The 24089-nt window shown below is 56.9% G+C and carries 21 protein-coding genes; 14 read left to right on the top strand and 7 right to left on the bottom strand.

The features are described 5' to 3' along the window. Positions 1 to 83 precede the first annotated feature (83 nt). Both RGB73_RS26730 and RGB73_RS26725 read left to right on the top strand, forming a co-directional pair. The gene (locus RGB73_RS26730) at positions 84 to 1256 is read left to right on the top strand and encodes an NAD(P)/FAD-dependent oxidoreductase (protein ID WP_310766178.1); all 1173 of its coding nucleotides are present in this window, start codon (positions 84 to 86) and stop codon (positions 1254 to 1256) included. Positions 1257 to 1300: 44 nt separating this feature from the next. Then, on the top strand, positions 1301 to 2161 hold the full coding sequence (locus RGB73_RS26725) for an RNA polymerase sigma-70 factor (RefSeq protein ID WP_310766177.1): 861 nt from the start codon (positions 1301 to 1303) through the stop codon (positions 2159 to 2161). A gap of 216 nt (positions 2162 to 2377) precedes the next feature. Here RGB73_RS26725 and RGB73_RS26720 read toward each other — a convergent pair whose 3' ends face one another. Then, a complete protein-coding gene (locus tag RGB73_RS26720) occupies positions 2378 to 3784 on the bottom strand; it encodes a DUF1254 domain-containing protein (RefSeq protein ID WP_310766176.1) in 1407 nt (468 codons plus the stop codon). A gap of 268 nt (positions 3785 to 4052) precedes the next feature. On the opposite strand from RGB73_RS26720, the gene RGB73_RS26715 reads away from it, so the two are divergent. The 5 genes from RGB73_RS26715 (at position 4053) to RGB73_RS26695 (ending at position 9336) form a co-directional block, all read left to right on the top strand. Continuing rightward, entirely contained in the window at positions 4053 to 4940 is an 888-nt protein-coding gene (locus tag RGB73_RS26715; protein WP_310766175.1) for a DUF2167 domain-containing protein, read from the top strand. Positions 4941 to 5145: 205 nt separating this feature from the next. After that, positions 5146 to 5748: a DedA family protein gene (locus RGB73_RS26710; RefSeq protein ID WP_310766174.1), complete on the top strand. Its 603-nt coding sequence runs from the start codon at positions 5146 to 5148 to the stop codon at positions 5746 to 5748. Between the two features lie 185 nt (positions 5749 to 5933). Then, entirely contained in the window at positions 5934 to 6590 is a 657-nt protein-coding gene (locus RGB73_RS26705; RefSeq protein WP_310766173.1) for an HlyD family secretion protein, read from the top strand. A gap of 13 nt (positions 6591 to 6603) precedes the next feature. Next, positions 6604 to 8166, top strand: a complete 1563-nt coding sequence (locus RGB73_RS26700) for a DHA2 family efflux MFS transporter permease subunit (protein ID WP_310766172.1) — start codon at positions 6604 to 6606, stop codon at positions 8164 to 8166. Positions 8167 to 8190: 24 nt separating this feature from the next. Beyond that, positions 8191 to 9336, top strand: coding sequence for an HlyD family secretion protein (locus RGB73_RS26695; protein ID WP_310766171.1), 1146 nt, complete (start codon positions 8191 to 8193; stop codon positions 9334 to 9336). Between the two features lie 56 nt (positions 9337 to 9392). On the opposite strand, the gene RGB73_RS26690 is transcribed toward RGB73_RS26695, so the two are convergent. Next, positions 9393 to 10949 (bottom strand): vWA domain-containing protein, encoded by a 1557-nt coding sequence (locus RGB73_RS26690; RefSeq protein ID WP_310766170.1) that lies wholly within the window; start codon positions 10947 to 10949, stop codon positions 9393 to 9395. A gap of 145 nt (positions 10950 to 11094) precedes the next feature. Here RGB73_RS26690 and RGB73_RS26685 point away from each other — a divergent pair, with 145 nt between their 5' ends. Then, positions 11095 to 12255, top strand: a complete 1161-nt coding sequence (locus RGB73_RS26685) for an iron-containing alcohol dehydrogenase (protein WP_310766169.1) — start codon at positions 11095 to 11097, stop codon at positions 12253 to 12255. A gap of 88 nt (positions 12256 to 12343) precedes the next feature. Here RGB73_RS26685 and RGB73_RS26680 read toward each other — a convergent pair whose 3' ends face one another. Next, positions 12344 to 12778 carry a MarR family winged helix-turn-helix transcriptional regulator gene (locus RGB73_RS26680; RefSeq protein ID WP_310766168.1) on the bottom strand — a complete coding sequence of 145 codons (435 nt, stop codon included), beginning with the start codon at positions 12776 to 12778 and terminating at the stop codon, positions 12344 to 12346. Positions 12779 to 12932: 154 nt separating this feature from the next. Next, complete coding sequence (locus RGB73_RS26675; RefSeq protein WP_310766167.1) at positions 12933 to 14387, bottom strand: SulP family inorganic anion transporter; 1455 nt, start codon at positions 14385 to 14387, stop codon at positions 12933 to 12935. Positions 14388 to 14583: 196 nt separating this feature from the next. On the opposite strand from RGB73_RS26675, the gene RGB73_RS26670 reads away from it, so the two are divergent. Beyond that, on the top strand, positions 14584 to 16866 hold the full coding sequence (locus tag RGB73_RS26670) for a DEAD/DEAH box helicase (RefSeq protein ID WP_310766166.1): 2283 nt from the start codon (positions 14584 to 14586) through the stop codon (positions 16864 to 16866). Then, a complete protein-coding gene (locus tag RGB73_RS26665) occupies positions 16856 to 18166 on the top strand; it encodes a ribonuclease H-like domain-containing protein (RefSeq protein WP_310766165.1) in 1311 nt (436 codons plus the stop codon). Before RGB73_RS26670 ends, RGB73_RS26665 begins: the two co-directional genes overlap by 11 nt. Before the next feature lie 98 nt (positions 18167 to 18264). Here RGB73_RS26665 and RGB73_RS26660 read toward each other — a convergent pair whose 3' ends face one another. Continuing rightward, complete coding sequence (locus RGB73_RS26660; RefSeq protein ID WP_310766164.1) at positions 18265 to 18873, bottom strand: GNAT family N-acetyltransferase; 609 nt, start codon at positions 18871 to 18873, stop codon at positions 18265 to 18267. A 128-nt stretch (positions 18874 to 19001) separates the two neighbouring features. On the opposite strand from RGB73_RS26660, the gene RGB73_RS26655 reads away from it, so the two are divergent. From RGB73_RS26655 to RGB73_RS26640, 4 genes are all read left to right on the top strand, one after another. Further along, a complete protein-coding gene (locus tag RGB73_RS26655; protein ID WP_310766163.1) occupies positions 19002 to 19328 on the top strand; it encodes a DMT family transporter in 327 nt (108 codons plus the stop codon). A 641-nt stretch (positions 19329 to 19969) separates the two neighbouring features. Beyond that, a complete protein-coding gene (locus RGB73_RS26650; protein ID WP_310766162.1) occupies positions 19970 to 20521 on the top strand; it encodes a PadR family transcriptional regulator in 552 nt (183 codons plus the stop codon). Between the two features lie 51 nt (positions 20522 to 20572). Beyond that, complete coding sequence (locus RGB73_RS26645) at positions 20573 to 21730, top strand: MFS transporter (protein WP_310766161.1); 1158 nt, start codon at positions 20573 to 20575, stop codon at positions 21728 to 21730. A 147-nt stretch (positions 21731 to 21877) separates the two neighbouring features. Further along, positions 21878 to 22408, top strand: a complete 531-nt coding sequence (locus tag RGB73_RS26640; RefSeq protein WP_310766160.1) for a DinB family protein — start codon at positions 21878 to 21880, stop codon at positions 22406 to 22408. A 79-nt stretch (positions 22409 to 22487) separates the two neighbouring features. Here RGB73_RS26640 and RGB73_RS26635 read toward each other — a convergent pair whose 3' ends face one another. Both RGB73_RS26635 and RGB73_RS26630 read right to left on the bottom strand, forming a co-directional pair. Then, positions 22488 to 23669 (bottom strand): MFS transporter, encoded by a 1182-nt coding sequence (locus RGB73_RS26635; protein ID WP_310766159.1) that lies wholly within the window; start codon positions 23667 to 23669, stop codon positions 22488 to 22490. Between the two features lie 137 nt (positions 23670 to 23806). Continuing rightward, entirely contained in the window at positions 23807 to 24088 is a 282-nt protein-coding gene (locus RGB73_RS26630) for an ArsR/SmtB family transcription factor (protein ID WP_310766158.1), read from the bottom strand. Position 24089 lies beyond the last annotated feature (1 nt).

Raw genomic sequence — 24089 nt, 5'->3', positions numbered from 1 at the left:
GGCTTTTTTTGCTTCCGGTGCAGGATGTCACAAAATCGCGCCTTGCGTCGTTATATGGGAAACACCAAAAAGGAGCGATGGCTATGAAACCCGTCACGTGTGTGGTGGTCGGAGGAGGGCATGCTGGCATACACGCTGTCCATGAACTGAAGAAGATAGTGGGCGGCCGGGAGCTTCGGCTGATTCTCATCGATCAAAACCCGCACCATCTGCGGAAAGTGCTGCTGTTCAAACCGGCCGTAAGCGACACGGATGTCGCCGTCCCGCTGGAAAAGCTGTTCCCGGAAGGCGTCGAGCTCGTACAGGGAATGGTGACAACCGTAAAAGCAAGCGAACGAACGCTGCTGTACATCGACAAAGAAAGCATGGAGCAAGAGCTGAGCTACGACGTCCTGGTGCTTGCTGTCGGGAGCAAAGTGCGGCAGGCTCTTCCGGAGCAGGGAGGCATCTCGTTGACCAACGTGCGGGATGCGGAGACGGTTCGTGCTCTTTGGAAGGAAAACCTGCGCAGGGCGGTAGAGGAGCCAAATCGGGAGGAACGGCAACGCCTGCTGACTCTGGCCGTAGCCGGTGCCGGCATCAGCGGGATCGAAATGTCGGCCGAATTTGCCTATGCGATGCGAGCGGAGGCGGCACAGCTAGGGATTCGTCCGGACGATGTCAGCGTGTATCTGGTAAACGCCCAAGACCGGCTGTTCCCGGAAGGACCGATCAAGATGGCGAGACGGCTGGAGCAGCTGCTGGGCGAGGGGGGTGTCACCGTGCTGCACAAGCAAAAGGTGCTTCACGAGAAGGCTGGGATTGTTACGCTTTCCAATGGGCAGACCTTGCCTGTCGGACTGTGCATATGGGCGCTCGGCCTAACCCCCCATCCTCTCTTGCGCCGGATGGGCCTGCCTCTCACCTCGCAAGGACAGGTAGAGGTCGACGCGTCGTACAGGGTGGTCGGAACGAGCGGCGTATACAGTATCGGGGATTGCGCGCGAATCGTGGACCCGGCGACTGGCCGAGCGGATAGAATGACCTGCAAGGAAGCGACGGGACAGGCGACTCGCCTCGCCCAGATCGTGCTGGCTGACTTGCAAGGGGCGCCTGCTCCTCTGCATCAGAGCTACATGGATTTCTTCTGCATCGGCCTGGGCCCCAATCGCGGCATCGTCTGGACAAGAAAATGGGGGTTGGACATCATTCTGACAGGCAAGCTGGGGTGGAAGCTCCGCGAATTCACCTGGAATGTTGCCAGTATGGTAAAATGAAGGCAAATTTTACCGATTCTGCAAAAAGAGGAAGTGAGCCTGGAGTGGAGGCTTTATACCAAACGTATAAAGGACTGCTTTTCGGTCTGGCTTATCAAATGACTGGCTCGGCAGCCGACGCGGAGGATGTCGTCCAGGACGTGTTCCTAAAGGTGCATGATGTCTCCTGGGATCAGGTCGGGGAGCCAAAAGCGTATTTGTGCAAAATGACGACCAACCGCTGCCTCGATCTGCTGAAATCGGCTCGCAAAAAACGGGAGCTCTACACCGGGCCTTGGCTCCCTGAGCCTGTCGCTGCCACTTATATCGACAGCTACGAATCCGTGCTCCAGAAAGACTTGCTGTCTTACGCGATGCTCGTGCTGCTGGAGAAGCTGTCGCCGGGGGAACGAGCTGTCTTTGTCCTCCGGGAAGCATTCGGTTTTGAGTATCACGAGATTGCGGAGCTGGTCGGAAAAAGCGAGGCCAATTGCCGCAAGATCATCAGCCGGGCCAAGGGAAAAATGGGGCTCGAACCGGACGACCCGATCGCCACATCGGAAAAGGAGCTCAGTCCCGAATGGCTCGGCAAGTTTCTGTCCGCACTGGAAGAATGCAAGGTCGATACCCTGCTGTCTCTGCTCGATAAGGACGCCGTACTGCTCACCGATGGCGGGGGCAAAGTGTCGGCTGCCCTTCATCCGATCCTATCCGCCGAACGCATCGCTCAATTCCTGGTTGGCTTGCAGCGCAAGTTTTACGCGCACAGGAATCTGCAGCCGGAGCTGGTCTCCATGAACGGGCAGACCGGACTCGTTTTCCGGGAGGGCGGCAAGCCGGAAACCGTGGTGCTATTTGCGTTCCATAACGGAGTGGCTGACCGCCTGTACTTCGTCCGCAACCCGGAAAAGCTGCAGTTTTTGTGAAAATCGTATGGTAAGCGAAAAAAAACCGTTCCTCTTACAGGGGAACGGGTTTTTTGTATTCGTCTCGAAGATTGGAGATTGGTTCTCCATTGTCATTCCACATCTTCTGGCAGGGCGAAGCACGAAGCGAAGACGGGAATGTGCTTCTCTCGACGATGGCTCATTCCATCCCCCGATTATCTGGCGTCTCACCCGACTAAGGAGGCAAGGTGTACGTCATCGCCTCTCCTGAATAGGAGGCAAGTTGTACCCCGGCCCCTGCGATCCCTGCTCCGGAGCGAATATGCGCAGGACGAGATTGAAATCCCCTGAAGGGGTCGGCAGCCAGTTCACTTGCTTATCCTTCGGAGGCTCCTGCTGAATGGCGATGTCCAGTGAGCCGTCCGGGTTCAGCTGCAGGGTCCCGTTATTGCTTCGCACCGAAGAGCGGTTCGCCTTCGTCTGCGCCAAATAGGACGCAGGGGTGTAGACGTTGATGGACCAGAACGCCGTCGTCCGGGGAATCTGGTCCCGGTCAAAGTGCAGAAGATACTTCTTGGCGCCGGACAAGGGCTTGTTCGCAGAGTCCGTGAGTGCGCGGAAGTAAGCCTCTTCCGCTGGGACATTGGCGGCAAGCCCGGAGTACGCGATGAATGCGCGCGCCAGAAAGTCGTCTCCATACGAGCCGATCGGAGAGAAAGAGCCCCAGCCGTTTTTCACCGTCGTATAGGGGAAAAATCCGTTTTGCACGATCCGGGGGCCATCCTGCAGGGCCCGCTGAAGGCCGACGCGGGTGGCCGGATCGAGTCGTGCGGGGTCGAATCCGGTTTGTACGTCGATCCCTGCCAGCGCAAACTGATGGAGCAGCACATTGTCGCATGCCGGCGGCGGGTTTTGACGGATCATGTCCGTCATGATGCGGTAAAAGGACAGCGACTGGAGGGCGTCGGCAGGTACGGCAGGAGCAGTACGCTTCGAACGCTCCAGCCTGGACGGGAGGAGCGGATGGATCCGGATCTGCTTTTCAAAAGCGAGGGCCGCGGGGAGGTCCTGCTTATCCTTTACTTCTACTCGTCCCACCAGCCACACGGTGTTGGTCGGGGCGTCTATTCTTTTGAGGTGCTTCGGGAGCGGGCCGCTCCAGCCCGGACCGACGATGATGCTTTGCCGAGCCTGCTGCTGCGTACTGCGGTTGGACTCATTGTGAAATGTATTGGTGTAGGCATCCAGCATTTGCACCGTATAGTAGCGGTTTTGCGGGTCGTTTGGCACCTCGAGCAGGACGGGCGATTGCGACAAGTCCAGCCATGCGTTCAGGTAGAGCGTATCGGAGTTGGGCGTGACGATCTCGCGAAAAGCCGGAGAGGCCAGCGACTCCGAATAGGCAAACTCGTCGAGCGGGGCAAGACGTCGTGTCATGTCTCCCCTCGTCTTCGCTACGACGACGAGCGGATAGCCGTACAGGTATGCCTGTATTCCCAACGAATAGGCCAGCTTCTCCCGTGATTCGGCGAGCTGCCTGATCTGCATAGCCGGCGGATTCCGGTCCGAAGCCGCTGACGAAGGGTGTACGGGAAACAGGGAAAGGGTTGCGAGGGACAGGACACAGCTGGTCAGCATGGCACAGCGGATGAATCGTTTCATATAATTCCTCCCTCAATCCGGAAAAAATGGGGTGCACCCGTATTGTTCACGGAGAAGAGGCTTTTATTCCACCGGAAAGGACGCAGCGTCCATTATCCTTTACAATACTTACCTAGGTTATTGGTCATGGTTTAAACCATGCTGAAAGAGAAATATCCGGTTAAATATTACCATTTTTTCTCATTTTTCTACTTTTCATTTTGAACGAGGAAACTATTGCATGTAAGATAAGGTGGTTCTAGGAAAAAAAGGATAGAGGGGTACAGAAATGAAAAAAAGAGCATGGCTATCAATTCTCATGGGGATGACGATCTCTTTCGGAACGCTTCTTCCAGCTGGGGCAGAGGACAAGCTCAACTGGGTGGACAGCGGGACGAAAGTGGAAATGGAGAATAAATTTCTGTTCACGGTTCCACAAGAAATGGTCTACCTGAATAAAGAGGATACGATCAAGATGGAGCGGCAAGTGGGCGAGATTCCCACACAAAAGGAAATCGGGAGCGTCATGCCAAAGGACGAGGCGGAAGAATGGCTCCTGTACATGGAATACGACGAGAGCGGGCACATCAGCGACGATGAGCAAAATGACATCGATGCGGACGAGCTGCTCCAGAGCTACAAAGACGGGACGGAAGAAGCCAACGAGCAGAGGAAGCCAGAGGACCGATTCCACGTGGTCGGCTGGAACGTAAAGCCGGTGTATGACGCGACTACCCATGAGCTCGAGTACTCGATGCTCCTGGAAACGGCGCAGAAAGAGAAGTTTTTGAACTACAAGCTTCAGGTGTTGACGCGAACCGGGTATGTATCGTTTATTTTGGTGACGGACCAGGAGCATTTGGAAAAGGACAAGCAAACGCTGCGCACGAACATCCTGAAAAACTTTACGGTAAAGGAAGGGCATCGCTACACCGACTTTGACGCGAAGACAGACAAGGTGGCCGAATACGGACTGACCGGACTGATCCTCGGCGGATTGGGTCTGGCCGCAGCCAAGAAGCTCGGGCTGTTGGCCTTGATTCTGGCCTTTGCCAAAAAGGGCTGGGTACTGATTATCGTCTTGATTGGGGCCATCGCGAAGTTCGGGAAAAAGCTTTTCGGCAAAAAGCAGCCAGCAATAAATCAAGAAGCGGACGAAGAAAAACCGTCGGCTTGAGTGAGGATAGCCATCTTTCGGTAGACGATACCGCGGGATGGCTGTTTTTTGCGGAAATAGCCGGACAAGCGCCTTTGGGTCGAAGGCCGCCGCGGACGGGGTTGGCATTCTCCTCTCTTTTTCTCTTACAATAGAAAGAAAAAGCCAGCATGTCTTGGAACATGGAGAGAATAAGATGTAGAAGGACAAGGAGAGGGAGGTAGCCGTGGAACAACATCTGGATATCTTTCTGATGAAATACGGGTACGTAGGAATCTTTGTTGCGCTGGCGCTTGGCGTGGTGGGGGTCCCGATACCCGACGAAGTGTTGATGACGTATGCTGGGTATGCGGTTTCGCGCGGGGTTCTGTACATGCCGTACACGCTGATCAGTGCCTTTTTGGGCGCTTCGGCTGGCATTTCCATCAGCTATTGGATCGGATTGAAGTGGGGGCTGCCGCTGCTCCTGAAAGTGGGCCCGTACCTGCACATCTCGCCGAAAAAGATCGAGTCCACCCAGAGGATGTTTACCAAGTACGGCCCGTATTTGCTGCTGGTCGGTTACTTTTTGCCCGGGGTACGCCATATTTCGGCCTATTTGGCCGGAATCGCTTCGATGGAATTCCGCCGATTTGCCGGCTTTGCATACGCAGGAGCGCTGATCTGGAGCATCACCTTTTTGTTTTTGGGCAGAACGCTGGAAAAAGAATGGTTCAAGGTCGTCGTGTATATTCGCCACTACGGGTTGACCTCGCTGATGATTGCGGTCTCGGTTGCTCTGGCCGCATATCTCATCATCCGATGGCGGCAAAACTTCAAATCCGGCTGAACGGAAAAATAACCCTTTACAAACCGACTGCCGGTTTGTAAAATGACAATCAGAGCGAATGGCCTTTTCTTGGTAAATGGCCACGCAGAAAAAGGGGATCAAAGGAGCTGGCAGAAGCTCCGTATTTTTTGAACGAAAACAAACCGCCAGTCGGTCTGTAAAAGATGAAAGGCAGGGACGCACGAATGGAAAAAAGGAAACTGGATCGGAAAGCCATCCTTCTTGCGGCAGGGGCGTTGGTCGCAGCTGTCGTCGGGTACTACGGGTACCAAGGCTATTTTTATGTCAAGACAGAGGATGCGATCGTCACGGGAGACATTTACAAGATCGCCCCGAAAGTGGCAGGAAAGCTCAAGAGCGTGGAAATCGACGAGGGCAGCGAGGTAGAGAGCGGGCAGATCGTTGCAGAGCAGGAGCAGGTCAACGTCGCGAGCAACGTCCAGGTGGAAAACGTCACGATCCGTTCGCCGATCAGCGGAGTCATTTTGCAGCGGGCAGCCAAGGAGGGAGAAGTGGTCGGCGCCGGAAATCCGATCGCGCTGGTGGTCGATAAGCGGCAGTTGTACGTGCAGGCCAATGTCGAGGAGACGGAAGCCGGCTACATCCAGATCGGGCAGCCCGTCGACATCGCCCTCGACATGTATCCCGGCCGCACGTTTGCCGGCAAGGTCGCAAAAATCGGCGAGGCGACCCAATCGACCTTTTCCTTGCTGCCGCCAGCCAACGCAGGGGGCAACTTCACCAAGGTCACCCAGCGCATTCCCATCAAGATTGCGTTTACGGAAGGGCCGTACGATTTCCAGCCCGGCCTGAATGCCGAGGTCACCATACACGTGAGATAAGGATGTGGGGGGAATGAAGCCGCAGGAAAACTTTTGGCCCGGCGTGTTTGCCATCGTACTGGGGACGTTCATGGCCGTGCTGGACACCAGCATCGTCAACGTCGCGATCCCGGAGATGATGAATGTGTTTGGAGCCTCTACGGAAGAAATACAGTGGGTCGTGACCAGCTACACCCTGACGATGGCGGCCGTCATACCGCTCGCGGGCTTTGCCGGGGTGCGGTTCGGGATCAAGAAAAGCTACCTCGCCAGCCTGTTTCTGTTTACGGTAGGCTCGCTCCTTTGCGGCCTGGCCTGGAGCAACGGCAGCATGATCGCAGCGCGGATCATCCAGGCGGCAGGGGGCGGGCTGATGATGACGATCGGTCAGTCGATGATTCAGCTCGTGGTGCCGCGCGAAAAGATGGGGTCCGCGATGGGCGTGTTCGGCATCTCCGTATTCGTCGCTCCCGCTGTCGGGCCGACGCTGAGCGGCTACTTCGTGCAGCACCTGGATTGGCGGTTCATTTTTACGGTCAACATTCCGTTCGGGATCGTGGCGATGCTGTTGGTCTGGCGCTTTTTGCGGGAAGGGGAAGTGAAAAAGGACCACCCGTTTGACCTGGCCGGCTTCGTCTGGTCGGCAACGGCTCTCGTCAGCCTTTTGCTGGCGGTAACCAAAGGGGAGGAGAAAGGCTGGGATTCCTTTTTCATCGTCTCTTTGCTCCTTGCCGCGCTGGTCAGCGGAACCATGTTCGTCTTCCGGGAGCTGACGACAGGCCATCCGCTGGTCGACATCCGGCTGCTCGCCAAACGGGATTTTACGTTGGGCCTTCTGGTGAACAGCATGATCATGGTCGGCAATTTCGGTGTGATCTATTTGCTGCCGATCTACTCGGAAAACATGCTGGGCAAAACGGCGATGGATACCGGTCTACTGATGCTGCCGCAGGCGATTGCTTCGGGCATCGTCACGCCGATCTGCAGTGTGATCGCCGCGCGGGTCGGACTGAAGCCGCTGATCGTGGTCGGACTCATTTTTTGCACGGTGCCGGGCTTCTTTTTATCGCAAGTCGATCTGGATACGAACGTCTCGACCTTGCGATGGCTGCTTGCCATTCGCGGCGCAGGTCTGGGAATGTGCCTGATGACCTCGATGCAAATACCGCTGCTGGCTGTCGGCGATCCCGCGCGAGTCCCGGCGGCATCTGTCATTACCAATATTGCGAGGCAGGTGGCGACTTCCATCGGGATCGCCGGACTGATCAGCCTGTTTACCCGGCGCGGCGTGGAGCATGCGGTTCACGCCGGCGAGCAGGTAACCGCGACGCATCCTCCGGTCACGGCTGCCTTGGAGCAGTGGCAGCAAATGTACGTCGCAAAAGGGCTGTCCGTACAGGAGGCGGCGGCGTCCGCCCTGCAGCTCATGGGACAGCTGGTCAAAAAATACGCTGCGATTCAGGCTTTGCAGGACAGTTTGCTCGCAGCAGCGCTCGTCCTGCTGGCGGCGCTCGCCGTCATGCTGCTCGTGAAAGAAAACAAAGCCGCGCTTGGAGCTTCGGCAGATCCGAAAACACAGCCGGCGATGCTGGAATAATCGATAAAGAAAGGTGGAACGGAAATGAAAGGGCAGAAATGGTTTGGCGTGCTTTGGGGAGCGGCCGCGCTCATCATACTTGCGGGCTGCGGGTCGGTACAGCCGGTGGCTTTGACCGCCGCAGCGAGCCCGGGGCAACAGCATGCGGCGGAGGACACGGCTCAACCCCGTACGTTTACCGGAAAGCTGGAGGGGATCGAGGAAGTGACGATCTATGCCAAGACTGCGGGCAGAGTCGCAGCTGTGTACGGCGATACCGGAGATGCGATTGCAGCAGGAGCCCCGCTGTTTGACATGGAGTCGGAAGAGCTGGCGGCGAGCCTGCGGATGGCCAAGGCCGATCTGGCTTTGGCCAAAGCGAAGTGGGAGGAAGCGAAAAAAGGAGCACGCACGGAGGATTTGCTTTACGCTCAGGCAGGATGGCAGCAGGCCGCTCAAAAGTACGCAGACGTGAAGAACGGCAAGCGTCCCGAAGAAATGGCCCAGCTCGAAGCGGCGCTGGAGTCTGCCAAGACGAACTGGGAGATGGCAGCCGCGAAAAAGGAACGCACGCAATCGCTGTACAGCCAAGGTGCCATCTCCAAGCAGGCGTGGGAGGATTCCGAAACCGCCTATTCGCAGGCGGAGGCTCAATACCGAAAAAGCCAGGAGGAGCTGGCGATGGCGAAGCAAGGGGCGACACAGCCGACGCTGCGGGCAATGGCTGCGGGCGTGGAGCAAATGAAGGCGATGTACGACAAGGCCAAGAATGGCGCGACGCCCGAGCAGCTCGCCCAGTTGGCCGCCAATGTCGAGCGGGCGCAGGCATCCGTAGACAATGCCGAATACCAGCTGAAAAACGCGGCGGTCAAAAGCCCGATCAAAGGGTATGTGAGCGCAAGGAATATCCATGCCGGTGAGATGATCACCCCGAGCGTGGCCGCGATGACGGTCGTCAATACGGAAAAAGTGTACGTCGTAATCGGCGTGGCGGAAAAAGACCTGGAGCGGTTTGCGCAGGGAAAAGAGGTGGACGTGACCGTAGAAGCGACTCGCAAGCACATGACAGGCAAGGTAGAGAGGATCAGTCCCAAAGCCTCTGCGGGGACAGACATGTTCACGGTCAAAGTCGTCCTGGAAAACAAGAACGGTGAGCTGCGCTCGGGAATGACCGCTGTCGTCACCCTGTAATGCGCGCAAAGCAGAACCTCCCCGCGGCCAAACAGGGAGGTTCTGCCTTTGTTTCCTTACTGCCTGCGAATCGCGAGGCTATCCTTTACCATCCGGACGAACTCCAGTTGCTCTTCGCTCGCTGCGGAGGCTTCCGCCAGCTTCAGCACATCCCGCAAGGAACCGTCCTCGGCCCAGGCGCTTTCCCGCAGGATTTCCGCAAACTCGGCGACAGAAGCGAGAAACTGCAAATCAGGGGACAGCTTTGCGTGAACCGTCACGGGCCGGCTCGTTTCCTCTACCTGATTGTTGGAGGCGTTATGGTAGCGGATGCGCACGTCTCCCAGCTTCAAGGCTGCCTCGTTCTTCACCTTCACCTCGTAGAGAGCCGTCACCGTGTGGCCTGCGCCGACTTCCCCGGCGTCGGTCTTGTCATTTCGGAAATCCTCGTCGCGCACGTCCCGGTTTTCATAGCCGAGCAGCCGGTAGCGATCCACCGCTTTCGGATCAAATTCCACCTGGATTTTCACATCGCGGGCGATCGTTTGCAAGGTGCCCGTCAATGCTTCCGTAAAGACCCGCCGCGCTTCGGAAAACGTGTCGATGTACGAGTATTGTCCCTGGCCTTTGTCCGCGAGCTGTTCCATCAGCACGTCGTTGTAGTTGCCCATGCCGAATCCGAACGTGCTGAGGTAGATGTCCTTTCGGGCGTAGTCCTCGATGGAGCGTAAAATGCCCTCCGTGTCCGTCTCGCCGACGTTTGCTACGCCGTCGGAACAGAGGATGACGCGGTTGATGGCGCCACGTTCAAACGAGCGGTTCGCCATCTCGTAACCGAGCCGCAAGCCTTCCTCCGCATTGGTGGAGCCCTCGGGCCGGAGCGCGTCGATGGACGACAAGATGGCCCTCCTGTTTTCGGCGGAGGTAGGATCGAGGACGACGCGTCCCTCCGATCCGTAGACGACAATCCCGACCGTGTCTCTCGGCTGGAGCTGATCGACCAGGACTCGCAAGCTCTTCTTGACCAGCTCCAGTCGATTTTCCTGGTCCATGGAGCCGGAGACATCGATCACAAAGACGAGATGGGCGGCCTTCCTGTTTTCCGGGACGATTTCTTTTCCTTTGATCCCGATCCGCACCAGCTGGTAGCCAGGGCCGAAAGGAGAAGGGCCGCCGTCTACGTGAATCCCAAAGGTGCCGGTAGCGGGGGGAGGATAGGCAGCGGGAAAGTAATTGATGAATTCCTCCACGCGGACGGCATCCGCAGGGGGAAGCTCCCCATCCTGGATGTAGCTGCGGGTCACCGTGTAAGAGCCGGTGTCGACGTCGGCCGCGAAAGTGGAGAGGTTGTCTTCGGAGGTGGAAATAAACGGATTCGTACCGTAATGCTGAAAGGTCATGGCGCCTGCGCCGGGCGGCTCAGCCTCCGGACGCCTTTTCAGAGCGAAGGCGTCGGCCTTGTTGCCTGAAGGTGCACCAGCATAGCTCGCCTCAGCTTCCGGACGGGCCGCCAGCTGGTTTTGTCCTCCGGCTTGCTCGCTCGAGGCAGGCCGGTGACTCTGCCCGCCGGAGCTGCACCCGACCAACGACGCTGTCAAAATGAAGATCGCACCTGCTTTGATTCTGTTTCTCATCTCTAAAAACCCCCTTTGCCCATTCCGACGTGGAAAAAAAAGGAATGTTACAAAACGGAGTAAAAATATTTCCGCTATTCTGCAAGAAATCTGGTGCAGCTTGTCCAACGCCTGTATGATGGAAGTAAGATCAGGGGGGATACGCATGCCAGCATACCGTTATCATTGCCAGACACGAATCGAGATGGGGAAAGGGAAGTCGAAGGAGCTGCCGGAGCTCTTGCGTTTTCTGCACGTGGGAAAGTCGGTCCTGCTGGTGAGCGATCCAGGGGTCATTCGTGCGGGACTGGTGGCCCCTATTCGCGCCGCGCTGGAGGAAGCGGGCTTTCGCGTGACGCTCTTTGACGCGCTTAGTCAAAACCCGCGCGATACAGAGTGCTTGGAAGGGGCCTCACTGTATCGCGAGGCAAAGGCCGACGCGGTAGTGGCAATCGGCGGCGGGAGCGCGATGGATACGGGGAAAACGATCGCCCTGTGCGGAGCAAATGGCGGGACGCCCACCGATTATGCGGACGGCCGGCTGCCATACGAAAATATTGCTCCGATCATCTGCATTCCGACTACAGCCGGGACCGGTTCGGAGGTGACGAGATCGGCCGTAATTACGGAGTCGTCGACGCATCGCAAAATGACGCTGAAGCACGAGACCTTGCGCCCGACGCTGGCGCTGCTTGATCCGGCGCTGACGTACAGCGTGCCGCCCGCTGTCACGGCTGCCACGGGGGTGGATGCCTTGGTGCACGCCATCGAGGGCTACACCTGCAAGGTGACCAATCCGATCTCCCAAGCTCTCGGGGCGCAAGCGATGCGCACGATCGTCGACGCTTTGCCTGCCGCTTACGCCAACGGGCAGGATGAAGAAGCACGTCACGCGATGCTCGAAGGGAGCCTGCTGGCGGGGCTGTGCTTCGGGTCTGCCGATGTCGCGGCCGTGCATTGTCTGGCCGAAGCGCTGGGGGGCCTGTACGATACTCCGCATGGCGTAGCCAACTCGGTATTTCTGCCCTATGTATTGAAGTTCAACGCTGCGGAGAACAAGCCGATGCACGCCCGGTTGGGCAGATACATGGGTTTTGCCGCCGATGCGGATTCGGACGATCAGGCCATCAGCAAGCTGATCGAAGGCATCCGTGCCCTCACCGAGAGCCTGCATATTCCCAAGCTCAAAGATTTGCCTGGGGTACGCAGGGAAGACTTTCCCCGGATCGTGGAGCTGGCGATGAAAAACGGCTCGACACCGAGCAACGTCCGCACAATCACCGCCGAGGATTACCGGTCCATTTTGGAGGAAGCGTTCGAGTCGTAGGGGGAGAGCCAGCGCAAAGCCAACCGGCCGGATCGCCGCGACAGCTCCGGTACCGGCTGGCTTTTCCATTGCCGCGAGGCCGAGTGTGTCATCTCGCTTCGTGGATGGCAGCGATCTTTTCGAAGGTTCGCGTAAACGTTTCCAATTCGGTGGACTCCAAAGAACCGATGAATTGCTGAAGCACTTTGCCGTAATTTTCGACATCTTTCTTCAGCACTTCTTTGCCGAGCAGCGTGATGGACACCAGGACGTTGCGCCGGTCGTTGTGGCCGTACTCCCGCGATACGAAGCCGTCATCGACGAGACGATTGATCATCGTGGAAATGGTGCTGGGGCGCACTCCGAGCTTTTTGGCAAGATGCGTGATCTTGCACGGCTCTTCATTGGAGATCAGCGACAGCAGATAGCATTGCGGCCTCGTCAGATCCATCCCGAATTGTTTTTGCATCTCTATGGATATATCTCGTTGCATTTTGTTCATGGCAGCACGGATACGAAAAGCGTGTTGAAGTAAGTCGTTCATAGCTTCTATCACCCTCTTCCATTATAACAAATGACTAATATCATGGTGCCTAGGAAAACGTGAAGAAATGTGAAAAAAGCATTCCGACACAGAAACGTGTGCAGAATGCTTTTTCCTGTCTTTCGCCCGCAAATTCCTTGGCTTCCCAAGCTTTTTAATGACCGGAAGGAACCGAAAGGCCGATGCGGTCGACCAGCGACTGGCTTTCTTTGTTCAGCCCTTCGATGGAGACGTGCTTCCCGAGCTGCCGATACTTGGACACGACCTTGGAAATCGCAGCCACTGCCGAATGATCCCAGACGTGGGAACGGCTCAGGTCGATGACGATCTGTTCCGGATCCTCCGTGAAGTGGAATTGCTCGATAAAGTACGTCATGGTTCCGAAGAACAGCGGACCGGAGATGGCGTACACCTTGGCTCCCGACAACGTGAGCGATTCGGTTGACTTCAAGCGGGCCATTTTCCATCCGAAGATCACGGCGCTCAGGATGACGCCCGCGATGACCCCTTTCGCCAAGTCATGGGTAGCGACTACAATCGCTACCGTCACGATCATGACGAGGGAGTCGCTCAGGGGAACCTTGCGCAGGTCCTTGATCGACTGCCAATTGAAGGTGCCGATGGAAACCATGATCATCACGCCCACCAATGCGGCCATCGGAATCCGCTGGACGACGTCCCCGAGCACCATGATTAAGAACAGAAGGAAGACGCCGGCTACGAGGGTAGACAAGCGGCCGCGGCCGCCGGATTTGACGTTGATGACGGATTGGCCGATCATGGCGCAACCAGCCATTCCTCCGAAGAAGCCGTTGACGAGGTTGGCGATGCCTTGGCCTTTGACCTCGCGATTCTTGTCGGAGCGCGTATCCGTCATTTCATCGATGATCGACGCTGTCATCAGCGATTCGAGAATTCCCACCAGGGCCAGAGGGAACGAGTACGGGAGAATAATCATCAGCGTTTCCCAGGTAAAAGGAACCGCTGGCACATGAAACATCGGCAGGCTGCGCGTGATCTGCCCCATGTCGCCTACCGTGCGCAAATCAAGGCCGCCGAAAATGGCGATGGCGGTCATCGCGACGATGGCGACCAGTGCGGCCGGGACCGCTTTCGTAAAGCGCGGAAGAATGTAAATGATCGCGAGCGTACCGAGCACCATCGCGTACATCACCCAGGATGCTCCTGCAAAGTGCGGCAGCTGCGCCATGAAGATGAGAATCGCCAAGGCGTTGACAAAGCCGATCACGACCGAATGGGGAACGAAGGTCATGAACCGGCCAATCTTGCAAACGCCGAGAAGAAACTGGATGACACCTGTAAGCAAAGTCGCTGCCAGCAGGTACTCCAGGCCGTGTTCCTTCACGAGGTTGACCATCAGCAAAGCCATGGCTCCTGTCGCTGCCGAAATCATTCCGGGTCTTCCGCCAGCGAAGGCAATCGTCACAGCAATGCAGAAGGAAGCGTACAGTCCGACCATGGGATCGACACCGGCAATAATCGAGAAGGCGATCGCTTCGGGAATCAGAGCCAGGGCCACAGTCATTCCGGCCAATACGTCACCGCGTGCATGGGAGAACCAATCCGTTTTCAATTGTTGAATGTTCAAAGGGTTACCTCTCTTTTTCGTAGAATGATGACTTTCCCCTTTCAGAAAAGTCGGGGCCGTTAGATACAGTGTTCTATTATACAAAATGGATCCTGGTTTAACCAGAATAAATATCTGTGACCGGCGGGCTGGAAAAAAACAATTCGTTTACATCGCGAACATCCATTCGTAAAATGATAGCAAGAAGGTGACGCCGATGAATATGAAAAAAAGCATGGCCGAGCTGCTGGATCGCTTTCGTCAGGACGAGCGGTTTTCCGCCAATATCGCGCACTGGCGAACGATTCCTGCCCGCGAGGCCAAAACGGTTCCTTTTCCGAATGAATTGGATAAACGCATCCGGGAAGCCCTCGAGAAGCGGGGCATTCCTTCCCTATATACCCACCAGGAGACCTCGTTTCGCCATGTGCGGGGCGGGAAGAACATCGTCGCGGTGACCCCGACGGCTTCGGGGAAAAGCATGTGCTACCACCTGCCGATCATCCAGACCCTGTCGGAAGACCCGCAGGCCCGCGCTCTCTACCTGTTCCCGACCAAAGCGCTGGCACAGGATCAAAAGAGCGAGCTGCACGAGCTCATTACGGAAATGGGCCTTTCCATCAAATCCGAGACGTACGACGGAGACACGCCGGCCAACATCAGGCAGATGGTGCGCAAGGCGGGGAACATCGTCATTACCAACCCGGACATGCTGCACTCCGCGATTTTGCCTCACCACACCAAGTGGGTCTCCTTTTTCGAGCATCTGAAGTACGTCGTCATTGACGAGCTGCATACATACCGCGGCGTGTTCGGCAGCCACGTGGCCAACGTCATCCGCCGCCTCAAGCGCATCTGCGCCTTTTACGGCAGCCATCCCCAGTTCATTTGCACGTCGGCTACCATCGCCAATCCAAGAGAGCTGGCGGAGCAGCTGACGGAAGAGCCGATGGAGCTGGTGGACAACAACGGCGCTCCTGCCGGCATCAAGCACTTCCTGTTCTACAATCCGCCCGTGGTCAACCGCCAGCTGAATATCCGGCGCAGCGCCACGCTGGAAGCGCGCGACATCACGGAGCAGTTTCTCGTGAACGGCATCCAGACGATCCTGTTCGCCCGCAGCCGGGTCCGCGTGGAAATCTTGCTCACATACCTGCAAGAGCTCATTAAGAAGAAGCTCGGCCCCAAGACGATCCAGGGGTATCGCGGCGGCTATCTGCCCAGCCAGCGAAGAGAGATCGAGCGGGGACTTCGCAACGGCGACATTATGGGGGTCGTCAGCACAAATGCGCTGGAGCTGGGCGTGGACATCGGGCAGCTGCAGGCTTGTGTCATCACCGGCTACCCAGGCTCTGTCGCCAGCACCTGGCAGCAGGCGGGCCGGGCGGGTAGGCGGCAGGGGGAGTCGGTCGTCGTTATGGTCGGCAGCTCCACGCCGCTGGATCAGTACGTCATTTCCCACCCGGAGTACTTTTTTGACCGCAGCCCGGAGACGGCGCGGATCAACCCGGACAATCTGATCATCCTCGTCGATCATCTGAAGTGTGCCGCCTACGAGCTGCCGTTTCGGGAGGGAGATCTGTTCGGACGGGCGGAAATCGTGGAGATTCTGGAGTTTTTGACGGAGGAGCAGGTCCTGCACCATTCCAAAGGAAAATGGTTCTGGATGAACGACTCGTTCCCGGCGCACAACATCAGCCTGCGGTCCGCCTCGCAGGAAAACGTGGTCATCATCGACATCAGTGAGCGAGGCAACGAGCGGGTCATCGGGGAAATGGACCGATTCAGCTCGATGACGCTGCTGCATGAGGAAGCGATCTACCTGCACCAAGGGACGCAGTACCAGGTAGAGAAGCTCGACTACGAGGAAAAGAAGGCGTATGTCCGGGAAGTTGCGGTCGACTACTACACGGATGCCAATCTGGCAGTCCAGTTGAAGGTGCTGGAGCAGGATCAGTACCGGAGCGAAGGGCTGTGCGCTTTTGCCTACGGGGAAGTGTCCGTGCACGCGATGGCGACGATCTTCAAGAAAATCAAGTTCGAGACGCATGAAAACATCGGGTCCGGCCCGATTCACTTGCCGGAGGAAGAGCTGCACACCAATGCCGCCTGGATCGGATTCGCGGATAGCTTGCTGGAGGAAATCGGCACGGAGGATGTGGAGCGGGGGCTGGTCGGTCTGGCGCATGTGCTTCAGCACGTAGCACCCCTGTTCGTCATGTGCGATCCGATGGACTTGCACGTCATCCCGCAGCGCAAGGCTGTGCATTCCCAGCAGCCGACGATCTTTTTGTACGATCGTTACCCGGGAGGGATCGGGCTTTCCGAGCAAGTGTACAAAGAGATGGAGACCATTCTCGCGCAGGCCGAGCGCCTGATCGTCTCGTGCCCGTGCGAGTCCGGCTGCCCGTCTTGCGTGGGAGCGACCGATGACGGCAGCAAGGAGCTGGCGATGACACTCCTGCGCGTGGCCCAAGGAGGAAGCGCGTATGTCTCTTAAGTCCAAGCTGCAGCGGATGAAGGGGCACCTCGCCCTGGAGCCGGACAAGGACAAGAACCCTGCGCTTGAGCTCCCCACGACCGCTGATCAGGCGGAGAAACCCGGCAGTCAACGCGTCGATCCCGACATTCCTTTCAGCGACAAGTGGCAAAGCATGCAGGCGAGGCCGTTCGTCTGGGAGGATGAGCACGTCATGATCCGTGAAGTCCGATTTCCCCTCGGACAACGGCACGGAGCCTACACCTTTTCCCAGCTGCACGAGACGATCGCGGCGTGGGAGGCGTTTGGCAGGGAGCATCCGCTGTCTGCGGCGGGGAGGCGGGCGGAAGACCTGCTGTTTTTCGATACGGAGACGACCGGACTGTCCGGCGGGGCGGGCAATACCGTCTTTCTGCTTGGGTACAGCCGCGTCGAAGGGGAAGAAGTGGTCGTCCGGCAGCATTTTTTGCCGGCTCCCCATGCGGAAGTGACGCTGTATCATTCCTTTTTGGAACAGGCCAAGCAGTCGTCCCATCTGGTTACCTTCAACGGCAAGTCGTTCGACTGGCCGCAGGTGCGCACCCGGCATACGCTGATCCGCGATCAGGTGCAAGCGCTCCCGGCCTTTGGCCATCTGGATTTGCTGCACGGGGCGAGGAGATTGTGGAAGGCCGAGCTGGAATCGTGCCGTCTGGCGATCATCGAGCAGGAAAAGCTGGATGTCAGGCGGGAGGACGATTTGCCGGGGTATTTGGCCCCGATCCGCTATTTCGACTTCCTTCACTCCCAGGATCCGGACGTGATCGAAGGGGTGTTGCGGCACAACGAAATCGACGTGCTGTCGCTGATCACCTTGTACATCCACATTTCCCGGATGCTGCTGGAGTACGAGCGGGAAGAGGTATCTCACGAGGAACGATTTGAAATCGCCCGTTGGTATGACGCGCTCGGAGATGGCCAGATGGCGATGCAGGCATACATGTCGGTTGCGCGCAGCGACCACCCGTGGAGCGTGCGGGCGAAGCTGGCGGTCGGGCACTTGTACAAAAAGCGGAAGGAATGGGCAAGAGCTCTGCAGGTGTGGGAGTCTTGCATGGGGGCGTCCGGGCATGTCCCGGAGGAAGTCTACATCGAGGCGGCAAAGCTGTGCGAGCATCAGTTCAAGGACTGGGAAAAGGCGCTGCACTACACCCGTCTCGCCTATGAGCAGTGGAAGCGGCGGGGGAGCCTTTTGCGCCAGCGTTCCAAGGCGGAGGGGCTCGCGTACCAGAAGCGCTTGGCGCGTCTGGAGGCAAAGGAAGAAGGACGCGGAATGCTGTAAAAAAGGAGCTGGATCGGATCAGCTCCTTTTTTGTACGGATAGGAATTGATTTCATTCCGACCTACATGCGCTCGATGGGACGGATATAGGTCCCGATGCTACGTCACAGTGGTCTTTGTCCCCGCCTCTTGCCGGGAACCGAGGTATTTCGCCCGATATTCTTCCGCCAGCATCGACATGAGGATCGAGTCGTGGTAGGCGTGGTTGTAGTAGAGGGCTTGGCGCTGCACGCCTTCGCGCTGAAAGCCGAGCTTTTCATACGTGTGGATGGCCCGCTCGTTGTACGCGAAGACGTTGAGTTCGATCCGGTGGAGATTGAGAATGCCGAAGCCGTAGTCCAGCATGAGACGGATAGCTTCGCTGCCGTAGCCTTTTCCCTGGTTTTCCTGCTGGTCGATGGCGATGCGGAGAAAGGCGTTGCGGTTGAACGTATCGATCGTGCCGATCTGGATGTCCCCGATCACCCGGTCGTCGTCCCGTCTGGCGATGAGCAGCAGCACGCTGGAGGAATCCTGCGATTTTCCCTCGATGTACTGCTGGATTTGCTCGCGAGAATAGTGCTTTTGCGTGCCCGTGAGGCGGCGGCCTTCGCGATTGTACAACGAACGGAAATACCAGTCCGTATCATCCAATCCGATGGGCCGCAAATAGACGCGCTCCCCTTCCAGGAAGCGAACAGGTTTTGGCGCCGGTTCGAAAAGTGTCATCGGAATTTCCTCCCTTTTTTTTCATCATCATAACGAAACCGTGTATAGTTGGATAGGAAGAGTTTGGATCTAATCGAAAAAGGCCATCGCGTAGAGAATGGCAGAAAACAGGGAGTGGAGGATTCGTAATGAGCTGGATTTACTTGCTGCTGGCCATCGTGTTTGAGGTGGCCGGCACCACATCGATGAAACTGTCTGAAGGGCTGAGCAAGCCGATTCCCACGATCTCGATGTTTGTACTATACATTTTGTGCTTTTCTTCGCTGAGTCTCGCGCTGAAGGAGATGGAGGTCGGAACGGCTTATGCCATTTGGTCGGGATTGGGGACGGCCATCGTGGCCGTGATCGGCGTTCTCGTCTTCCACGACGTATTTACCGTGAAGAAGGTCATCGCGATCGGCCTCATCATCGGGGGATGCGTCTTGCTGAATCTGGGAGGCGGCGTCCACGGATGAGCGAGGTGCGGAGCGAAAGGGGCGACGGGGTACGTCAGGATCGGGCATAGGTGGCTACCTGATTTTCCTATTGGGAATGTTACTCGTCTATGCGGACACATGCTCCCCTGCATATACACATATAGTCATCCAAAATTACCAGGAAAGAGGGCGACAGCATGTATTATCCAAGTTCGTATTGGTCGTCATCCCAGTCTTCGACGTACAATCAATCCGTGTCCTTCCCATCCTCCAATTCCTCAATGCAATGGCCGGGATACGGTCAACGTCCGGGATACGGTCAACGTCCTCCGGAGTCTAGCCAATGGAGGCGTTTCCGATCTTTTGGAAGACGGTGTCCGGATCATTGCAGGTTCTGTCCGCCGGGATGCTGCCGTCGCTTCAGGTAAGGGGCGGCTGGAGCTCCTAGCAGTCATGCGCTGAACGAGAGAGCGTCTTCTTGCTGGCGTCTTTTTTGGACCGATTGCCATATCCTTCGGAAGAATGAGTCTGTGTGAGCTTCCGGGGTGGCAATCGGTGTTTTTTTGTGAAAAAGAGCGGAAATCGGACGAAAAAGGAAAATTTCGGTGGAAAAATATGTCGTGGCGACATATATTATAACTATCGTATCGACACATAAGCTGCGGAAGGGAGGCGCTGGATTGTACGAATTGTTTGTATTGGGGGAGCTGATGACGGGAGACAAGCACGGCTACCAGCTGCAAGACATCCTGGCGAACTCGGTCGGGCTCGTCCGGAAAATCAGCTCGGGCACTTTGTATCCGCTCCTATCCCGCATGACGGAGGCCGGGTGGATCCACCTGCGGATTGAAGAAGAAACGGCAGGAGGACGGACACGAAAAATTTACGGGATTACCGAGGCGGGACGTAGGCGATTTCATGAGCTCATGGAAAAGCCGCTGGGGACGGAAGCGGTTGCTGAAACAGAGCTGTTGTTCCGTTTCAAAATGGTGTACTTTTCGTACGTCGACAAGGACGTGCGCCTGGCCTGTCTGGAACAGTACCTGCAAATGCTCGAGAAGAGCTATCAGCACGTAACGAGCTTCGAGAGGTATCTCCTCACGGTGAAGCCGGAGCCGGAAAAGCAGCGCGTCCAACTGCTGCGGGTGTTCGACCATCGCAAGCGGCTGGGCGAGGCGGATATGCAGTGGGTCAAGGAAGAGATTCAGCGGGTCCGCATGCTGGAGGAGTAAAGCGGCAACGGACGCGTCCAAAAAAGAAGGGCATGCAAGGAGGGGAGACGCTTGGAGCGTCTGTGGACCAAGACATTTATTCAAATGATGGCCGGTATGCTGATCTTGTTTACCGGATTTTATTTGCTTTTGCCCACGTTTCCGCTGTTTATCAAGGAGTTGGGCGGCAGCGATGCCCACGTGGGATTGGCGGCCGGGGTATTTACGTTGACGGCTGTCGTCTTTCGCCCGTTTGTCGGGGGACTTCTCGATCGGTACGGCAGACGGCCGTTTATGCTTTGGGGAATGGTTTTCTTTGCGGTGTCGATGTACCTGTACGACTGGGTAGGGAGCATCGCGGTTATGCTGGCGCTTCGCGTACTGCATGGGGCCAGCTGGGCCTTTTCCACGACAGCGGTGAGCACATCGGTCACCGACATCATTCCGACTACGCGCAGAGGAGAAGGGATGGGCTGGTTCGGCATGGCGATGACGCTCGCGATGGCGATCGGCCCGATGCTGGGGGTATGGGTGCTGCAAAACAGCTCGTTCCACGGTTTGTTTTTGCTGGCGACGGCTCTGTCCGTAGCAGCTCTGATCCTCGTCTTCGCGACAAAAACGCCGTTCACGCCAAAAGCCGGGGCGAAGAAAATGGGCATCTTCGAGAAGGCGCTTTGGCCGGTGACCGTGTCGCTGTTCTTTCTGGCGGTGGCCTACGGCGGGATCACGACCTTTGTGCCGCTGTTCGCAGCATCCATCCAGATCAACTCGGGCACCTTTTTCCTCGTCTACGCCCTGGCTCTGACGTTGGCGAGGCCGTTTGCCGGCAAGCTGTCTGACCGGCTCGGGGAAGCGAATGTGATCGTCCCCTCGCTCGTCCTCACGGTGGCGTCGCTGCTCGTCCTGAGCTTTGCGAACGGACTGTTCGGTGTGATCGTCGCGGCTCTTCTGTACGGACTAGGCTTTGGCTCGGCCCAGCCGGCACTCCAGGCGGCCAACCTGCGTCTGGCTCCGCCGGAAAAGAGAGGAGTTGCGACCGCGTCGTTTATGACCGCCTTCGACCTCGGCATCGGGGCAGGCTCGATCGCCCTCGGCTGGGTTTCCCAGTATACGGGATATGGCGTGCTGTTTACGGTATGCGCAGTGTCCGTGGCGATTTCGGCCCTCTTGTTTTTGGCATTTGCCAAGCGGAAGCTGGCGCAGAGGGTGGAACGGACGGAGGCGGGATGAGGGGCGACCTCAATACGGGTCATAGCAATAGCGACCTGCGGATGTGCAGCACAAAAAGGAAATTCTTTGCTGCGGGGGCGAATATCATAGGGAAAATGACATCGATGCGAAAGACCTGGCGTTGAATCCGGAAAAAGGAGCAGGGCTATGAATTTTACCTTGAACGAAGCAATGGAAGTTCTCGAGCGCACCCCGCAGACCTTGTCGCAGTTTTTAGCAGGATTGTCGGAGGGCTGGCTGCAATCCGACGAAGGCGAGGGTACGTGGACCCCCACCCAAGTGGTGGAGCATCTCATTGAGGCTGAGAAGTACAACTGGATCCCCAGGCTGGAGACGATTGTTCGGGATGGCGAAAACAAGCCGTTTCCTCTGTTTGACCGCTATTCCCACCTGAAGGCCGAAAACGCAAGATCGTTGGAAGCGAAGCTCGAGGAGTTCAAAGCCATTCGCACGCAAAACATAGCCAGACTCATCGAGCTGGTTGCGAAGGAATCGCACCTGGAACGGACGGGCTCCCATCCGGAATTCGGCTCCGTAAAGGCGAGGGAGCTGGTGTCTACATGGGTGGTTCACGATTTGACGCACATCGCGCAGATCGTTCGGGTCATGGCCGAAAGGTACAGGGATGATGTCGGTCCGTGGCAGGCGTATTTGGGGATTTTGAAAAGACAGCGCTGAAAAGCAAAACAAAGCCTTAGCCGGCGGCATCGCCAAGGCCAAGGCTTTTGTTCTTTTGACTTTCCGACGGTCGAGGGAATTACGCCTGGCGTACTTCTCTCGCTCCTTCCCTTTGGGGGCTGGCAGGCCGGTACGAACGGGAGACGATGGCCGCTGCGATCAAGACACCGAGTGCTCCGATCCAGGTGACGGAAGCCAGCGACACGCTGTTTACGACAATCCCCCCGAGCCCTGCCCCGGCAGCCATGGACAGCTGCATGACGGAGCTGTTCAGACTGAGCATGATACCGGATGATTCCGGCGCCAGAGTGACCAGATGGTACTGCTGAGTCGGACCGGTAGACCAGGCGGCGAACGACCACAGGATTAACAAAGAAAAGACAAGGACGGTGGAGTGAGCGGCCAAGGTCAGCAAAAACAGTGTGGCGATATGCAGGGCCATTCCGGACGTCAGCGTGCGATACACGCCCCAGCGATCCGCACTGTAGCCGCCCAGCTTGGAACCGATCAAGCTCGCGATACCAAATGCCAGCAAGGCCGAATTTAACATGCCCTCGCTCATGCCTGCGACAGACAGCAGGTACGGGGTGATATAGGTGTAAGCGAGTGAATAACCGCCCAGCCACATGAAGGTGACGAGAAGAGAGAAGGCAATGCGGGGTTGCCTGAGCAGCGACAGCTGTTGACGCAGCGGAATAGGGGCATCTCCCTTCGTTTTTGGAATGGAAAGGAAAAGAATCAGCATGGCCAGCAAGCCGAGTGCACCGATCCCGCCAAAGACGGCTTTCCAGTCATAGGCAGCGGCGATCATTCGTCCCAAAGGAACGCCGACGATCAGCGATGCGGTAAAGCCCATCACGACAGTCGCAATCGCGCTGGCCTGCTTCCCTTGCGGAGCGATTTTGGCCGCAATGGTCAGTGCGGTGACGACAACGACTCCCGCGCCGAGCGCCATCAATACGCGAGCCCCGAGGAACAGCCCGTATCCGGGTAGGGCGAAGGCGAGGCCGTTTGCGAGGACAAACAGCCCAAGCGCTGACAAAAGCAGCTTGCGGCGTTCCCAGCGAACCGTCAACGCGATCAACAGGGGAGTGCCGAGACCGTACACGAGGGAGAAGACGGTGATCAGCTGCCCGGCTGCGACCACGGAAATAGCGAGACTGTCTGCAATCTTGTCCAGGATTCCCGAGATGATGTACTCGGACGTCCCTACCAGAAAGCTGACCAGAGCGAGAATATAGACCTTCCAGACTTGCGACATGGCGACAACCTCTTTCTTGATTTAATTTTATGTTTCTAAAAACATAGAAATAAGAAGGTTACTGGTACGCGTAAAAGGATGCGGATGACAAGAAGGAATTTTATATTTCTAGTTATATCGAAATATAAGCGAAAAATTTAATCAAGCAGATAGGGGGCAAATTTTTTGATCGTTTCCTCATTCAGGCTGTAATAAATATAAGTCCCCTTTTTTTGGGAAACGAGGAGGCCGCTATCCGCCAGCTGCTTTAAATGATGCGAGAGCGTCGACAAGGCGACCGATTCCAGCCGTCTCTCGAGGTCAGCCGGACACAGATTGCTTTCCTTCGTCAGGATCCGAATAATTTTGTATCGCGTCTGCTCGCCCAAAGCTCTGTGCACCTTCACGGCTTGATTCATTTCCAGGTTTCCGTCATTCATC

It is taken from the genome of Brevibacillus brevis (assembly GCF_031583145.1).
Lineage (GTDB): Bacteria > Bacillota > Bacilli > Brevibacillales > Brevibacillaceae > Brevibacillus > Brevibacillus brevis_E.
Note: the sequence above shows the minus strand (reverse complement) of the source record. Positions and strands in the feature narration are given on the sequence as shown.

Coding starts and splice junctions, on each gene's coding strand:
- RGB73_RS26630 (WP_310766158.1), bottom strand. CDS start 24,088: ATGAATGACGGAAACCTGGAAATGAATCAAGCCGTGAAGGTGCACAGA.
- RGB73_RS26715 (WP_310766175.1), top strand. CDS start 4,053: ATGAAAAAAAGAGCATGGCTATCAATTCTCATGGGGATGACGATCTCT.
- RGB73_RS26640 (WP_310766160.1), top strand. CDS start 21,878: ATGAATTTTACCTTGAACGAAGCAATGGAAGTTCTCGAGCGCACCCCG.
- RGB73_RS26690 (WP_310766170.1), bottom strand. CDS start 10,949: ATGAGAAACAGAATCAAAGCAGGTGCGATCTTCATTTTGACAGCGTCG.
- RGB73_RS26695 (WP_310766171.1), top strand. CDS start 8,191: ATGAAAGGGCAGAAATGGTTTGGCGTGCTTTGGGGAGCGGCCGCGCTC.
- RGB73_RS26720 (WP_310766176.1), bottom strand. CDS start 3,784: ATGAAACGATTCATCCGCTGTGCCATGCTGACCAGCTGTGTCCTGTCC.
- RGB73_RS26655 (WP_310766163.1), top strand. CDS start 19,002: ATGAGCTGGATTTACTTGCTGCTGGCCATCGTGTTTGAGGTGGCCGGC.
- RGB73_RS26665 (WP_310766165.1), top strand. CDS start 16,856: ATGTCTCTTAAGTCCAAGCTGCAGCGGATGAAGGGGCACCTCGCCCTG.
- RGB73_RS26670 (WP_310766166.1), top strand. CDS start 14,584: ATGAATATGAAAAAAAGCATGGCCGAGCTGCTGGATCGCTTTCGTCAG.
- RGB73_RS26700 (WP_310766172.1), top strand. CDS start 6,604: ATGAAGCCGCAGGAAAACTTTTGGCCCGGCGTGTTTGCCATCGTACTG.
- RGB73_RS26705 (WP_310766173.1), top strand. CDS start 5,934: ATGGAAAAAAGGAAACTGGATCGGAAAGCCATCCTTCTTGCGGCAGGG.
- RGB73_RS26730 (WP_310766178.1), top strand. CDS start 84: ATGAAACCCGTCACGTGTGTGGTGGTCGGAGGAGGGCATGCTGGCATA.
- RGB73_RS26635 (WP_310766159.1), bottom strand. CDS start 23,669: ATGTCGCAAGTCTGGAAGGTCTATATTCTCGCTCTGGTCAGCTTTCTG.
- RGB73_RS26660 (WP_310766164.1), bottom strand. CDS start 18,873: ATGACACTTTTCGAACCGGCGCCAAAACCTGTTCGCTTCCTGGAAGGG.
- RGB73_RS26680 (WP_310766168.1), bottom strand. CDS start 12,778: ATGAACGACTTACTTCAACACGCTTTTCGTATCCGTGCTGCCATGAAC.
- RGB73_RS26685 (WP_310766169.1), top strand. CDS start 11,095: ATGCCAGCATACCGTTATCATTGCCAGACACGAATCGAGATGGGGAAA.